The organism is Erysipelothrix sp. P66, assembly GCF_038682365.1.
In the GTDB taxonomy this organism is placed as follows: domain Bacteria; phylum Bacillota_I; class Bacilli_A; order Erysipelotrichales; family Erysipelotrichaceae; genus Erysipelothrix; species Erysipelothrix piscisicarius.
In genome coordinates this window covers 246,772-262,015 of sequence record NZ_CP152290.1, presented here as the reverse complement: position 1 = coordinate 262,015, position 15,244 = coordinate 246,772, and the positions used below count along the sequence as shown (strand labels likewise).

Sequence of the window (15,244 nt, the reverse complement as noted above, 5' to 3'; positions counted from 1 at the left end):
AATTTATTTATTATTTACTTGCTTGGAATGCATCGTATTGTGATTGCATTTCATCCAAGACTTTATCCCAACCTGCTGCTTTAAGTTTTTCCACAAATTCTGGAACTTTAACTTCTGGATCAACCGTTCCTGTATTGATAACTGCTGAGTATTCTTCCATAACGTTCATTAAAGCACTGATCTCTGTTTTAACTTCATCTGTCTTGAAGTTAAAGCCTAAGATTGGTGAAACAGGTGCATTTTTAGTATCTTCTGCACGTTTCGCAATCATTTCATCGGTAATCTTAGCTTGTTGGAGTAAAAGGGCACTGTTCCCTGTATTCCATGCAGCCATATGATTATCTTCTTTATAACCATCTAATAATTCTAAGTGGTTATCATCTATTTTTTTCCATGCTTCGCCTTCAATACCATAGATCAATGTATTCATCATTTGTGCATTGGTATTTAATAAGTTTAACCATTTTACCGCTTCAACTTTATGTTTTGAGTTGATTGCAACGATAAAGTTACCCATTTGTGCTTGAGCTGTAGATTTTAAAGGTTTGTTTAATGGACGTGAAATAATTTCTTTACCCGCTACTTGTGATAGTAGAGAATCACCATAGTCTGCAGGTCCTTGTGTTTCTTGTCGCATAAACCATACTGGACTTTCAAGTGCATATCCGGTTGTGGACGTTGCTGCATCTTGAGGAATTAATCCTTTTTTGTAAAGTCCGTGAATTTGTTTTAAGGTTTCCATACCTTGTGATGTTTCATAAGCATTCACAATTTTTGTTGTATCGCCATCAAGGTTGATTGCAAATGGTAACTTATCACCTAAAATATAGTCAAAGTTTCCAAGAGTTGCTTTGTAGCCACTACCGATTGCGAATGGTGCTACTTCAGGTTCATTATCTTTTACCGTTTGAAGTGCTGCTTCCGCATCTGCGTAGCTGTTGATGTTTGATACATCAATATTGTATTTGTTTAGGTAATCGGAGTTAAATGTAAGCATTTGTTGTGCAAACACGTTCCCGTTAATTGGGAAACCGTATAGTTTACCGTCAATTACGTTACCATCGTAGTAAATTGGATCTACGGAATCAAAGAACTCTTTCGCGTGTTCTTTGACTAAATCGGTTAAGTCTGCATAAGCACCTTTTTGTGCGTTAATGGTATAGTTATTCGCAAATGCTAAGTCAAACTCATCACCTGCTGTAACCATTACAGACATTTTTTGTTCATAGTCTCCCCAACCAATGTAGTTAAATTTAACTTTAACCCCAATTTCTTCTTCAGAAATTTTATTGATTGCATCCGTTAATTCATCAAGATTTTTGGGTGCATCCCCTACTTGATAAAGTTGTAACGTCACAACTTCTCCCTCTGGTTTATCAGTTTTTTTGCCGCAACCTGTTAATACAAGTAAAGCAGCCATTAAAACTGTAAACGTTTTAAAAACGCCTTTTTTCATGATGTTCCTCCTCTATAAAATATCATAATTAGGCAAAGCTGTTTATATCGCTCTTATTCCTTTACGCCCCCAATGGTTAAACCACTGACAAAGTATTTCTGGAAGAATGGATAAGATACTGCGATCGGCAATGTGGACAGAACAACCATCGCCATACGTGCAGATTCTTTCGGTAAACCGATACCACTGTTAATTCCAGATAACCCTACATTTTGTGAGATATAATCAAGATTTGATTGAATCTTCATCAATAAGTATTGAAGCGGGTATAAGGATTCAGAGTTGATATACAAGAGTGCATTAAACCAGTCGTTCCAGAAAGCCAGGGCCGCAAATAAACTAATGGTTGCGATACCAGGAACCGCAAGTGGTAAAACTATTTGAATAAAAATACGAAACTCACTTGCGCCATCAATACGGGCTGATTCAATGATTGCGTCCGGAACGGTCCGTTTAAAGAATGTTCTCATGACGATGATATTAAATGGACTTAAAGCCATTGGCAGAATTAATGCCCAGACCGTATCCTTAAGTCCCAATAATTTAGTCATCACAATGTAGTTGGGAATCATTCCCGCACTGAATAACATTGTGAGTAATGCGAATTTGGTAAAGAAACGACGGTATTTGAAGTTTGGACGTGAGATTGCATACGCATACGTTGATGTAAAGGTTGTATTAATCAGTGTCCCAACAACCGTAATAAATACCGTAATACCAAATGAATTTAAAAGTTGTCCTTTAAAGTCATATAAGAATTTGTATCCATCCAGACTTACTTCTTTTGGAAAGAGTGAGTAACCATTTACCATCAATGCTGTTTCCGTAGTAAACGAAACAACAATTACAAAGATAAAGGGAAAGATACAAGATAACGCGAATAATCCAATAATAACATTAAAGACGCGGTCGGTATTTTTACTAAAACTTCTTACTTCTACTTTTTCAATTTTCTTCTTTTTCATACATCCTCCTAGAATAATCCTGATTCAGGATCAACACGGCGAATGATGGCATTAGCAGAAACTAACATCACAAATCCTACAACGGATTGATATAAACCCGCAGCGGATGACATCCCTAAATCCCCCGATGCCGATAAGCCTTTATATACATACGTATCAATAACCATTGTAACTTGGTTTAGTGGACCTGAGTTACGCGTTACGTTATAGAACAATCCAAAGTCCGAGCGAATAATATTTCCAATCGCTAAAATCAACATAATACTGATTAATGGAATAATTTGTGGAATCGTAACGTGACGAATTTGTTGCCATCGGTTGGCACCATCCACAATTGCTGCTTCATAATACGTTGGATCAATTCCCATAATGGAAGCAAAGTAGATAATACTGTTATATCCGATATTCTTCCATATTCCGATAATTACAATAAATACCGGCCAATATTTTGGCTCATTATACCAGTTAACAGGTTCTTTACCCATCATGGCTAAAATACTGTTTAACGCACCCTTATCAGGACTTAAGAATGAATATACAAAGAATCCTATGATAACCCAGGATAAGAAGTATGGAAATAACATCGTCGTTTGAAATACTTTTATTTTTTTCTTCGATCGTAACATACTCATAATAACAGCCAAGACTACTGCGAGAAACGTTCCGACGATAATAAAGACTAAGTTATACAACACGGTATTGCGCGTCATAATATAAGCATTGTCGGTAGCAAACAGAAACTTAAAGTTCTGGAATCCTACCCACTTACTGTTATACAGACTTGCGAAAAATCCATCCGGAGAAAATCTGAACTCCTTAAATGCGACTACGTTTCCAAGGACTGGAATATAGAAAAAGAAGATCATCCAAATTGCCCCAGGTAGTGCCATTAAAAGAAACGGTGCATTTTTTTTAAAATTGCGTAATACTTTTTTCAATTGATTCACCCCAAACATCTATAAATTCAAAGGTCTTGCTGTTGTTTTACATATTAAGTGTACCGCTTTCATTTCAGAGATATAAGAGACAAAATATACTAATAAATCAACAAATTATAGTTATCTTTATCCAAAAAAACTATAAAAAAGACATCCTTTTCGCATTGATCCTATCAATACCACAACCGAGAAGGAAGCAGGTATCTCAATGCGTAAGCATGTCTTTTAAGGTCTTAAACAGGAGACACCGTTACAAGACCTTGTGTACTCGATTATCAAGAATTATAGGCTCTTGATACATAAAGTTTACGAAAATTTTAAGAAGCTCACAAGAAACGGATTATAGGTATTCACCTATTAATCTTAGTTTTCATGCCAGCATTTTAAAGCAAATGCACGTAGTGGATCTTGAATCTTTAAGGCAACTTCTTCAGTCGATAACGCTTCCGGCTTATCACACCAAATTGAAAACATTGCACCCAGGGTTGTGGCACGTTGTTCTAAATCCCCCTCGCAAGATTCATGACGATTTGGAAAGCGTTCTGGTTCAAAGGATGTCATGATGGTTGTTTCGGTTGGATATGTATACCCTGCATTTTCCCCCAAAACAAAATACAGTAGACTATCCATATAATTCACCACATCATGACCGCGATCCACAAAGGTTTGAACCGGCGCCATCATAGGATTCCAACTGGTCCAATAGGTAATGATGATGTCTTTGTTAAGGATTATAGTGGGTTCTTGGTCGATGCGATACAAACCGTCATTCCAAGCTCGAACAGTTTTACCTCGACCTTGAATGTGAGACGCGATATCATTAACATAATCCACGAAGGTATCAAAGCCTTTCGCATTTGGACCAAAGTGTTCCTTGGCATATGCTTCAAGTTGCGGGAACTCATCATATTTTCCAAAATCGATAAACTCATCGGCTCCCATATGAAAACTTGTGGATGTCTCAAATAAATCATCCATCTCATCGTATATTTCTTTAATAAAGGCGCGGGCATCTGGATTGGTAATATCAAGTCCCATTGTTGTGTTTTCCATTAAATATTCAGGGAACGCTTCTAATACAACTTGAAGATGACCGGGTGAATCAAACGATGGAATAACATCGATATAATAATCGTTCGCGTGCTTAATGATCCGTCTTATCGCATCCTGACTTAGATGCTCGGCTGATACGATTTGTGGAAAACGTTTTGACTCAATACGAAAGCCTAAATGTTCTGAAAAATGCATCTGTAAGGTATTGAGTTTAAGGCGTGCCATCAACTCAATGGTATCCATAAACCATGCTTCACTGAAAAATTTACGACCCATATCCACATGCAACCCACGTTCTGCTACCTTTGCTTGATTGAGTGTTGTGGAAGGATTGCCCGAAAAAACATCCAAAAGACCGTAAAAATGTCCCCGTTCTGTATTCGAAGCCACAATAATTAAGTCGTCATCATAATGAATTTGATAGCCATCATATGCATAGTTCTCAAGTACATGATGGTTTAGCTGTATTTTTGCTCGATTTACATCAGTGTTTGGATAGAGTGCTTGTGCTTTTTGTATTAATCGGTTTGCGTCCATGGTATTTGCTCCTTTTGAATGAATGTTTGATAAGTCATTGTACTTTCTTTTCGCCATGATTTTGCGCCCATCGCACAAAGTGGCATATGGATTTGTTTCATAATTTCAACCTCGCTTTGAAGTTCGGGCTCATCACACCATAATGAATAATAAGCACCTGTTACGTTCGGGGTGAATTGATTGGAAGGAAAATGATTGGGGGTCCATGTTTCAAACCACCCTTGTGGATCAATGCATTTTACCCCCACTTCAGGATGTAAGACATAATAGAAGTTCTCAGCATGAAAGTTAATCAAGGCAATGCCTCGGTTTTCAAACGCCTCTATCGGTGCCATATATCGGTTATACTTGGTCCAGTAACAGACTTGTATCGACGCCTTTAAGTCGATGGCAGGATTTTGATTAAGACGATATAAACCGTCATTCCATAATCGTACCGTAAATCCTTTTGCCTCCAGTCGTGACGTAATGGTATTGAGGTAATGAATATACGTATCGTATCCCGTTTTACCGTCTAGCTGGTCTTGGGCATAGGTCTTAAGTTTTGGAAACGCATCAAACTGCTCAAAGTCAATAAATTCATCACCCCCAATATTGAAATAGCGTGATTTTTGAAAGACCTCGGCATAGTAATCGTACAGCTCATAAATCATGTTCAATGCGTCTGGATTGGTAATATCCCATGCTTCACCCTCAGATCCAGGGAGTGCATAATCCGGATATGATTTTAAAACATGTTTAAGATGACCGGGACTGTCGAATGACGGAACAATTTCGATACAGTATTCATCCGCAAGTTCCATAATTTCTTTAAGTTCTTGTAAGCTTAATGCTTTTTGGCTTACGATTTCAGGGTACTGTGTACATTCCAAGCGAAAGCCCTTGTTTTCACTAAAGTGTAATTGAAGCATATTAAAATTATGCCATGCTAAGGTATCCAGCAGTTGATGAATCCATTGCGGCGTAAAATATTTACGTCCACAATCCAAATGGAAACCTCGCTCCTCTACGCTGGGTTCATCCTTAATCTTACCTTTTTGAAGTTCACCATAGGTTTGTTCATATTTAAGAAGTGTTTGAACTGCATAAAGGGTGCCTTCTTCATCGTTTGCATAGATTTTAATGGTCTCGTCAATTGTGATGGCATAACTACCACGAAGGTTTTCATGATTTAGAGGTAAGATCCGAAGGGTCGTCACATCCTCCCCACCCACATCGACTAGGGTTTTATGATTTTGTTGAATGCGCTTGTAGATTGCTTTTGAAATAAGACGCTCAGTTTTAATAAAGATTTTAGATTTCAGTTGAACGACACCGTCACGAAGTTGATACTCTTTTACTTCAGGAGTGATGGTGCGCTTTGAGTAAGATTCCATAAGCCCCTCCTTATACAACTAAGTCATATCATGCTTTTCTACCTGCGTCATCAACAAAACAGGATGTTCAATAATATGTATCGAAATGTCTAAAATAAATACTTAGATAAAAAAGCACATCGATCTGATGTGCTTTATTTCTTATTGAGATATTGATCAATTTTCGTCTTGATATTTGTAACTTTGGGTCCATAGATAACCTGTACGGTATTCCCGCTGATTAATGATCCAGCAGCACCCGTTTGACTCAATTGGTCTTTGTTTACATGGCTTGCATCGGTAACTTCAATACGAAGTCGTGTCGCACAATTATCAACGCTGACAATATTCGCTTGACCACCTAACGCTTCCACAATCAATGCGGAAACATCCTGTTTATCGTTTAAATCTTTTTTAGTGTAAAGTTGTACATTCCCGTTTTTCTCCCGTCCCGGGGTTTTTAGATCAAATTTTTTAATTGCGAATATAAAGACAAAATAATAAATTAAACCGTAGAGAAACCCAACAGCGACAATTGGAATCCAATGGGTCATTTGATTTCCAGGTAAAATCCCGTATAAAATCAAATCAAGAAGCCCTCCCGAAAAGGTAAGACCCACACCAACAGCAAGGATATGCATCAGCATAAATGATAATGCCGCCAGAACAACGTGTACACCAAAGTAGAGGAATGGGGATGCAAACAGGAACGAAAATTCAATTGGTTCCGTAATTCCCGTTACAATTGAAGTAATGGATGCAGACACCAACAAGCCTTTAACTTTTTCCTTATTTTCAGGATATGCCGTTTTATACATTGCAAGTGCAGCTGCTGGAAATCCAAATATCATAAAAGGAAACAATCCTGAGAAAAAGCGTGCGTACGACGGATCTACCGGAACCCCTGCCGCAAGTTGTGCAAAGACAATATTTTGTGCCCCTTCAACAACCGTCCCCGCAACCATCGTACTTCCACCGAGAGCGGTTTGCCAGAAAGGTAAGTAAAAGACGTGGTGTAATCCCAACGGGATTAACGCACGATAAATAAATCCATAAATAAAGGTTCCAAGATACCCCATTTTTGAAATTGCGACACCTAGAGAAGCAATCCCAAACGCAATGCTTGGCCAAATCCAAACAAAAAGAATACCTAAACCAATTGCGAATAAGGATGAAATAATGGGAATAAATCGCGTCCCACTAAAAAACGAAAATGCATCATTAAATTCAATTTGATAAAATTTATTATGGAGCACCGAAACCATAACCCCCACAATAATTCCACCAAACACCCCTGTATTTAATGTATTTTCAATCCCTAAAACATGAGTAATCAAACCCGAGGTTTGCATTAAATGTTCAAGATTACCGAATTGTTCAATCGTGGATGCCATGGCTACATTCATCATCAAATAAGCAATAGCAGCTGCAAGTGCAGCAACCTCCTTAGATTCTCGTGCCATACCAAAAGCAACCCCGATTGCAAATAAAAGCGGTAAGTTCGCAAAGACTATCTCACCACAAGACTTCATAATTACTAGAATTTTATACAACACTCCCGTTTGCGCTAAAATCCCTTCTAAATGATACATTTCAATTAATGATGGATTGGTAAAGGTTGCACCCAACCCCAGTAGAAGTCCCGCAAAGGGTAATAAAGCAATTGGTAACATAAAGGTACGTCCTAATTGCTGTAGAAAATCAAAAACCTTCTTTTTCATACTTTACCTCCTCAAGTGTTTATACTTTACCGAAAAAAGTAAGGGATTTCAAGATGGTTTTGATAAAAAATGATAAATTAAGATAACACCAAATAAGTGTTTGATTTAAGGCGTATTATCCCCTTATAAGCACATAAAAAGACTGTTAATTGAATCAACAGTCTTTCGGCTTCCTAAACATTACACTACTCGTTTTCTTTCGACGCTTTGTTTAACTTCAACATCACATAACCAATACATGTGAGTGATAACGCAACCACAATTGCGAAACTTGACGTGTATTGACCCGTATTCGGTAGGGTCGATTCCGTTGATGTGACGTCCTTGTCTTTTTTCTCGCCAAGAACTTCCGCAGGTTTGTTCTCTTCTTTGGGTGTTTCTGTCATTGTTCGAAGTGATACATGCACGGAATGCTCGTCCTTATTGACGCCAAATAAAACCGTAAACATTCCCGCTTCATTAACAACAAAATCTGGATTCTTCCATGTCCATCCTTGTGGTAATGTGAGCGTTGATAAAGCATCGCCTTTGGTTATTTCAAGTTCAAACGATTGAGGAAAGGCTTGCTTTGAAACAACCAGGGTGGTTGCTTGACGTGCAACCGGTGTTTTAATATCTTGTGTTAAGTCCACCCCTTGAGGTGTTGCGCTATAATGAAGATTATAGGTACCTTCTGGAAGATTTGAAATAAGATCCATCTCATCCATACCCTTTACAAGAAGTTTCACATTTGAATTTCCACCGCGTGGATTAAACATCGGTGTATCTTCTATTGAGAAATCTAAATCATAACCTTCAAGAGTATTAATGCCTTCAAGTGGATTGATTGTTCCTCCTTGCATAACTGTGAGTGGTTTAACCCCCTCCAGTTTGGGAGCACGATCATAATATGCTTGAGCCGCTTTCGCTTGCGCAGCAGTTTGTTGATACGATACCGAATCAATCACAAATTCAGTGCCGGCCAGGTTTTCCCCTACAGGTCCAGGCCATGCGCCACCCATCGCTAAGTTTAGCTGAATGTATTGCGGCTTGTTGAAAATATCTTTAGCCATTGGATCTTGTCCATACGGTACAGTACGAACTTTTTGATCATCAACATACCATTCAAGGGTATCTTCGGTCCAATTTAATGCAAAGGTATGAAATTCGTCATTAAAATTACCTTGAGGAATGGTATGCGCAGTTCCGTTTCCAGAAAAACGTCCTACATTATCCTCAGCAGGGCCATAATGAACGGTTTGGTAAACAGTACGGTTACCATGAGCACCATCGCGATCCTCACCAATTAATTCCATAATATCAATTTCACCCGTGCTTGGCCATCCACGACCTTGTTCCGCTTTAATCTTGCCATCAAGTGTAAAGTCAGCACCTAATGTCCAAAACGCTGGGAATGCACCTCTTCCTTTTGGAAGTTTTGCACGAATTTCTAATTTTCCGTATAAAAATTCGCGTTGACCATGCGTACGAATGCTTCCTGAATTATAAATTACCTTCCGGGATGCATCACGTGGATGTAAATATTGATCCGCAACATCACGATCGGTTGCACGTAGCACAAGGTTACCATCGCGTAAAAATACGTTCTCTGGATTGTTTACATAATGTTGTTGTTCAATACCACGAATCGAACCCAGTTCATAACCCCAATCTTCCATATTTAGGGATTCTTGATCAAAATCATCACGCCACACTTCTGTAAAGACGTCATCTTCTTTTTCTTCTGAAACATTTGATTCTTTCGTTACCACAACGTTATCAATATAAGCATTGGATTGCTTTGTTTCTTCTTTTTCAGACCACTTAACAAGTTGAATTAGTGCTCCTTGTTCCGTACCTGAATTAAATGTATAACTGACTTTTTGCCATTCTGTAGATGATACAAGTTGATCTACGGTTTGACCGTTTTCTCCCTTAATAACATCACCTTGTTGCCCATTCCAAAAGCGTGCTGTAAAGATGGCATCCGCCCCTTTAACATCTACTTTCGCATAAGCACTTACGTGATACGTTGTATTCGGTTCAAGTCGAATAACTTGACCAATAAACCCATTTGCAAAGTTGCCTGAGATTGCTGTATTTGGCACAACCCCTGCATATTTTCCATCATATGAAACTTTGTCTTGAACTTCGCCTTTATTGCGTTGCGTCCATGAAGTTCCACCTTGTTCAAAATCACCATCTTGAATTAAATTCTTAGCATCACCCTCAAGTGCTGAGATTGATGTCATTGATAAAGCTAAAACCATAAATACTGTAACGATATTTTTTAAACCTTTACGCATTTCATGCTCCTTTATTAATGTTTATCGATTTATTGAACGGGCACATGATGACAATGTGTGTCGAATACCTCGAATTGCTTGACCGATTGCAAAAATGTTTTCAACCGGAGCTAATCCTGCATATCCAGCGTCACCAATGTGATGAATATCCACGCCACAAATCTTATTTTGAATTGACATTTGCGCAATAATTTCTGGAGTTGAACCTTCTTGGCTCGTTCCAATTGCACTCATAACTAACGTATCGCGGGCATGTGCAAATTGCACAATTTCTTTAAGTTCATCCGCATCAAATCCTGGAACCGTTCCAACAGCAGGGACTAAAATCACATCCGCGCCTGCATTAATAAACGCTTCCACCGTTTCTAAATCAATAATTGGTCCCACAACACCAGCACCATGCATTTTACCTGCGATAATGAGCCCGGAGAACTTCTCCTTCGCAATCTTAATGGTAGAAATAATGGCTTCGTTGGTTACCCCTGTCCCTGGATTTCCCGTAAAACAAACAAAATCAAAATTACGACGTTCAATTTCTTCAATTGTCTCTACAGTTGCCTGTCTTCCTAAAGCAATCTCAAAACGTGACTCCGTCATTTCCGCATTTTGATCAATGGGTTCTAAATTGACACCAATGGGCGCTCCAACTAAACGATGAAGCTCATCCACAAAGTTCTTTTCAATACATTCAATTGCAAATAAATCCGGATTAAATACATCGACGCCATTGAGTAAAATTAAGTCTGCACCACATGCACGTGCAATCTCAGAGTTACTAATATCTCCCACAAAGCTTTCGCGAGCAGCGTAGTTTTCCGATAAAACTACGCGTCCCTCACTCGCTTTAATACTTTGTTTAAGTTCTTCAGCGGTCATGTTTAAAATATCACTCGTATTTGCACTAATTAATCGTTTCATCATTTCACACTTTCTATATAATAATTACTATTCTGCTGTTTCTTCTGCCTTAAATCCTTTTTCAACCATTGCAAAGAATGGTAAGTATAAGAGAATATCAAGTGCAATTAAGATAATTTGTAAGATTGATCCACGAATACTACCTGTTGTTAAGAATCCACTGATTACTGGAGGCATCGTCCATGTTGCTACAGTACGTGTTAAAGGAACAAGTCCCGATGCCATTGCGAAATAAGTAATAAGTGCATTAAGCATTGGTGCTAAGATGAATGGAACAATTAATAATAAGTTAAGTACTACTGGAAGTCCAAACATTGTTGGCTCATTAATATTAAAGAGTCCTGGTACAACTGTAATTGGCGCAAGAGCTTTAGTACGTAAACTTGTTTTTTTCTTACGTGCATAGTATGCAATTGCGAGTACAAGACCGATTGTGGCTCCACCACCACCGATGTATACAAAGTTATCCATAAATGGTTCTGTAATAATGTGTTGTAATGCCTCGCCTGCTTGATAAGCAACACGGTTCGCATCTAAGTTTGCAATCCAAATTGGTTTCATAATTGAGTTTACAACATGGCCCCCGTGAATTCCTAAGAACCAGAAAATACTGTTAAATGCAACAACAATCATTGTACCAATAATGTTATTTCCAAGTAATCCAAACGGTTTTCCTAACACAACAGCTGCAATATCATGTAAGTTTGGTAAACCAAATTTATCAAGTAAACCAAAGATGGTTAACCACATTGTAATAATCACTGCACCCGGAATAATTGCACTAAAACTTTTCGCAACTGCAGGTGGTACTGTATCTGGCATTTTGATTTCAATATTATTATTGATAAACCATTGGTAGATAAGACCACTAATAATTGCTAAGATGATCGCTACAAAGAGCCCACGAGCACCCACAAGTCCAACCGCAATACCAGCACCTGTTTCCCCCTTAACAAATGGCGTTACAACGATAAATGCTGATAAAGCAATAATCCCTGCTGAAATTCCATCTGTGTTGTGCTGATCTGCAATACTGTAAGCAATACCAAATGCTGAAATTAATCCAACTAATCCAAAACTACTGTCGACACCCTTCCAAAGATAGCCGGCAACACCAATATCTCCCAACCATGCTTCCCAACCTGGTACTGGAAAACTTGCTATAACCATAAAAATAGAACCGATAATAATTAATGGCATTGAAAGTGTAATACCATCACGAATTGCAATTAAAAATTTATTACTTGAAAGTTTCGCTGCTACAGGCAGAACTTTTTCTTCTAAAAAATCTCCTACTTTATTCATAATATCCTCCTCTTTTGGTTATAATATAGAACAATTAGAATGAAAATGTGCGCAATATCTCAGTAATTAATTATTTTATATTACCAACTACCTACACTATAGAACACTTCACCTTAAATGTAAAGCCTTACATTTGATAATTGTGTTGGTTTTGTTAAATTTCCCCCATTAATGATTACAAATTATAATTAATAGGTTACAATGTTCTTAATGGAGGTGAAATATGCAACTCAGTAAAGCAAAAACAAAGCAAACGGCTTTAATCCTTGATTTATTATATTCAAAGGGACCGCTTTCACGCATTGATATTTCAAAGTCGCTTCACATTACCCCCGCGACTGTTAGTGATTTAACCCAACACCTAATTAACGATAACATTATTTGTGAAATCGGAGAGGATACCGATAATACACGTGTAGGAAGACGCAAAATTTTATTAGGTCTTCTTCCCCATCACTCCTATTATCTCGGTGTGGAGTTATTTGAACACTCTTTCACCTTAGCGTTATCCGATAACCTTAATGAAATTCTCTTTGAAGAGGCATACACACTCTCTAAATCAGACCATGTTCGTCACGACTTATTGGTAAAGACGATCCATGATTTTATGGATAAACATCGCGATACCCCCATCACAAGTATTGGCATTGCCATACCAGGACATTATGATAAATCATCATCCCACATTTTAACCAATAACCATTCATGGTCAAATTTCTCACTGGATTATTTAAAGAAACATTTAAAGTATCCCGTCTATTTTGAGAATAATGTAAATGCGATGGCTATACGTGAACGTTTATTCGGACATGATAAAACGGATGCGAATTTCTTATTCTTACATTTTAGACGAGGAATCTTCTGTTCATATATATACCAAGGGAATCTGTATGCACGAAATAATTACTTTGTTGGAGAAATTGGACATCTTGTTGTGAATCCATTTGGCGAACAATGTGAGTGTGGTAAAATTGGTTGCCTTCAAACCTATGCGAGTCAAACATGGTTGCTTCACAAAGCAAGTTTATTATTTAATAGTTCTGCGAACACCTATCTCAAACAACTGGTAACCGAAGAACATGAGTTATCGATGGATATCCTGCTGCAAGCCTATCATCTTGGCGATTCTGCAGTCATACAGTTATTAGAAAATGCAATTAATTTTTTAGCCATTGCCCTTAATAACATCATCGTTACCCTCGATACGGATATTATTTATTTACACGGTCAATTGTTTGATGATGATCAACTTTCGACATTACTGCTCAATAAGATACGCGAGCACGATTCCGAATTCATCTCTCGACAAACAATTCAGAAAAAGATTAAACCCTATTCCAAGGCAAATGGAGCCCGCGCAGCATGCGCACTGGCCATTAGTGAAACCTTACTTTGCGAATAAAAAGAGCCTACTTTAAGAAGTGGAGTTGTCAAACAAAAGTAGACATTAATAAAAGACTAGAAACCCTTATCCATTTTATATTGGATAGGGGTTTTGTAATTTAAACAGTAAGCAGGTCTTTCAAAATTGAAATAATGTACATATTCTTCGATAAAATTTTCAAAGTTATCTACGGACCAGTATTGATAATCACACGCCATTTCTGCTTTAATCCATCCATTTAATGATTCGATAATTGGATTATCTGTAGGTGTTCCAGCTCGCGACATAGATCTAATTATGTTATAATTTTCATGCGCTTTAGCGAAAGCTTTAGAGTGGTAGACAGCTCCTTGATCTGTGTGAAGAATCGTGGGAGCTGTTTTTTTATTATCCTTAAGTAGCGCAAGGAGATCCTCGAGACACTTGTAGTAAGGCTTAGGATCACCAGTTGTACGCGATAATGCAGAACTTATAATTTCATTGTTGAAAGTATCAACCATTAAAGTCCATTCATAATTAATCCCTTTGTTTCGAATATGTGTCATATCTGAAACAATAATTTCTAAAGGTTTGGTTGCCTTCCATTGATTCTTTATAATATTAGGATAAATTCGACTTTGTGTTCCAGGTTTTTTATAGGAATAGTGTTTAACTTTTGATTTAATATTTAAAAACTTGCAACACTTGTGGATTAAATTATCGGAAAATTCAATCCCTAAATCACTTTGCTTTCTCATGACTGCAGCGATATCATGATAACCATAACTTGGAAAACGGCGATGCCAGTCTTTAATCACAAAGCTAAGAATCGCTCTTTTTTGTTCATAAATATTGAGATCATCCTTATGCTTTAACCACTTGTAATAACCAGATCGGTTCAAATTCATAAATCTAAGAATGAACGTAATCGGATGTTTAAAAGATAAGTCATGTGCTATTTGGAATTCTTGTCTTTTAAAGTAACGAACTCCTTGTTTACACCAACTCCTTTCACCTGGTACCCTTTTTTTAATCGTGCAATCTCAATATCTCGTTTTAGAATTTCGAGTTGAAGTCGTTCGATCTCAGTTAATGATTTACTCGTATGAAGCGCAGAAAAATGATTTCCTGTCTTTTTCTTGTTTTTTAAACCCTCTTTACCATCGCGCATGAATCGATCAATCCAACCATTAATCGTTCCTTTAGGTATTCCTGTTTCTTGTGATAGTTTCGCAGCACTTATATGTTCATCAATATGACGTGTAACGACTTTAATACGATCCTCATAAGTCCATTTATTATTTAATCCACCTTTGGGTCTTCCCATCATTAATACCTCCGTTTTATC

Annotated in this window: 12 protein-coding genes; 1 reads left to right on the top strand and 11 read right to left on the bottom strand. The window is 37.7% G+C overall.

The features are described from left to right. Window positions 1–10: 10 nt before the first annotated feature. From AAG186_RS01245 to AAG186_RS01205, 9 genes are all read right to left on the bottom strand, one after another. Window positions 11–1,456 carry an ABC transporter substrate-binding protein gene (locus AAG186_RS01245; protein WP_161637080.1) on the bottom strand — a complete coding sequence of 482 codons (1,446 nt, stop codon included), beginning with the start codon at window positions 1,454–1,456 and terminating at the stop codon, window positions 11–13. Window positions 1,457–1,509: 53 nt separating this feature from the next. Then, the gene (locus AAG186_RS01240) at window positions 1,510–2,421 is read right to left on the bottom strand and encodes a carbohydrate ABC transporter permease (RefSeq protein WP_161637081.1); all 912 of its coding nucleotides are present in this window, start codon (window positions 2,419–2,421) and stop codon (window positions 1,510–1,512) included. Between the two features lie 8 nt (window positions 2,422–2,429). After that, window positions 2,430–3,368, bottom strand: coding sequence for an ABC transporter permease subunit (locus tag AAG186_RS01235; RefSeq protein WP_342621854.1), 939 nt, complete (start codon window positions 3,366–3,368; stop codon window positions 2,430–2,432). Window positions 3,369–3,722: 354 nt separating this feature from the next. Beyond that, a complete protein-coding gene (locus AAG186_RS01230; RefSeq protein WP_200549155.1) occupies window positions 3,723–4,949 on the bottom strand; it encodes a family 20 glycosylhydrolase in 1,227 nt (408 codons plus the stop codon). Further along, complete coding sequence (locus AAG186_RS01225) at window positions 4,931–6,325, bottom strand: family 20 glycosylhydrolase (RefSeq protein ID WP_342621853.1); 1,395 nt, start codon at window positions 6,323–6,325, stop codon at window positions 4,931–4,933. The genes AAG186_RS01230 and AAG186_RS01225 overlap by 19 nt, the downstream gene beginning before the upstream one ends. A 134-nt stretch (window positions 6,326–6,459) precedes the next feature. After that, a complete protein-coding gene (locus tag AAG186_RS01220) occupies window positions 6,460–8,025 on the bottom strand; it encodes a PTS transporter subunit EIIC (protein WP_342621852.1) in 1,566 nt (521 codons plus the stop codon). Between the two features lie 185 nt (window positions 8,026–8,210). Further along, complete coding sequence (locus AAG186_RS01215) at window positions 8,211–10,310, bottom strand: family 16 glycosylhydrolase (RefSeq protein WP_342621851.1); 2,100 nt, start codon at window positions 10,308–10,310, stop codon at window positions 8,211–8,213. A gap of 21 nt (window positions 10,311–10,331) precedes the next feature. Beyond that, the gene (locus AAG186_RS01210) at window positions 10,332–11,231 is read right to left on the bottom strand and encodes a haloacid dehalogenase-like hydrolase (RefSeq protein ID WP_161637086.1); all 900 of its coding nucleotides are present in this window, start codon (window positions 11,229–11,231) and stop codon (window positions 10,332–10,334) included. 24 nt (window positions 11,232–11,255) lie between these two features. Then, a complete protein-coding gene (locus tag AAG186_RS01205) occupies window positions 11,256–12,533 on the bottom strand; it encodes a PTS transporter subunit EIIC (protein WP_161637087.1) in 1,278 nt (425 codons plus the stop codon). Between the two features lie 223 nt (window positions 12,534–12,756). Between AAG186_RS01205 and AAG186_RS01200 the strand changes: the two genes are divergently transcribed. Then, window positions 12,757–13,935, top strand: a complete 1,179-nt coding sequence (locus AAG186_RS01200; RefSeq protein ID WP_161637088.1) for an ROK family transcriptional regulator — start codon at window positions 12,757–12,759, stop codon at window positions 13,933–13,935. Window positions 13,936–13,991: 56 nt separating this feature from the next. Here the strand turns inward: AAG186_RS01200 and AAG186_RS01195 are convergent, their stop codons facing one another. Both AAG186_RS01195 and AAG186_RS01190 read right to left on the bottom strand, forming a co-directional pair. Beyond that, window positions 13,992–14,855 (bottom strand): IS3 family transposase, encoded by an 864-nt coding sequence (locus AAG186_RS01195; RefSeq protein ID WP_275143506.1) that lies wholly within the window; start codon window positions 14,853–14,855, stop codon window positions 13,992–13,994. Further along, window positions 14,852–15,226, bottom strand: a complete 375-nt coding sequence (locus AAG186_RS01190) for a helix-turn-helix domain-containing protein (protein WP_181950053.1) — start codon at window positions 15,224–15,226, stop codon at window positions 14,852–14,854. Before AAG186_RS01190 ends, AAG186_RS01195 begins: the two co-directional genes overlap by 4 nt. Window positions 15,227–15,244: the final 18 nt, after the last annotated feature.

What these genes read in the sequence shown, in the direction of transcription:
- AAG186_RS01245 (WP_161637080.1), bottom strand. Translation starts at nt 1,456, where the DNA reads ATGAAAAAAGGCGTTTTTAAAACGTTTACAGTTTTAATGGCTGCTTTA.
- AAG186_RS01240 (WP_161637081.1), bottom strand. Translation starts at nt 2,421, where the DNA reads ATGAAAAAGAAGAAAATTGAAAAAGTAGAAGTAAGAAGTTTTAGTAAA.
- AAG186_RS01230 (WP_200549155.1), bottom strand. Translation starts at nt 4,949, where the DNA reads ATGGACGCAAACCGATTAATACAAAAAGCACAAGCACTCTATCCAAAC.
- AAG186_RS01225 (WP_342621853.1), bottom strand. Translation starts at nt 6,325, where the DNA reads ATGGAATCTTACTCAAAGCGCACCATCACTCCTGAAGTAAAAGAGTAT.
- AAG186_RS01220 (WP_342621852.1), bottom strand. Translation starts at nt 8,025, where the DNA reads ATGAAAAAGAAGGTTTTTGATTTTCTACAGCAATTAGGACGTACCTTT.
- AAG186_RS01215 (WP_342621851.1), bottom strand. Translation starts at nt 10,310, where the DNA reads ATGCGTAAAGGTTTAAAAAATATCGTTACAGTATTTATGGTTTTAGCT.
- AAG186_RS01210 (WP_161637086.1), bottom strand. Translation starts at nt 11,231, where the DNA reads ATGATGAAACGATTAATTAGTGCAAATACGAGTGATATTTTAAACATG.
- AAG186_RS01205 (WP_161637087.1), bottom strand. Translation starts at nt 12,533, where the DNA reads ATGAATAAAGTAGGAGATTTTTTAGAAGAAAAAGTTCTGCCTGTAGCA.
- AAG186_RS01200 (WP_161637088.1), top strand. Translation starts at nt 12,757, where the DNA reads ATGCAACTCAGTAAAGCAAAAACAAAGCAAACGGCTTTAATCCTTGAT.
- AAG186_RS01190 (WP_181950053.1), bottom strand. Translation starts at nt 15,226, where the DNA reads ATGATGGGAAGACCCAAAGGTGGATTAAATAATAAATGGACTTATGAG.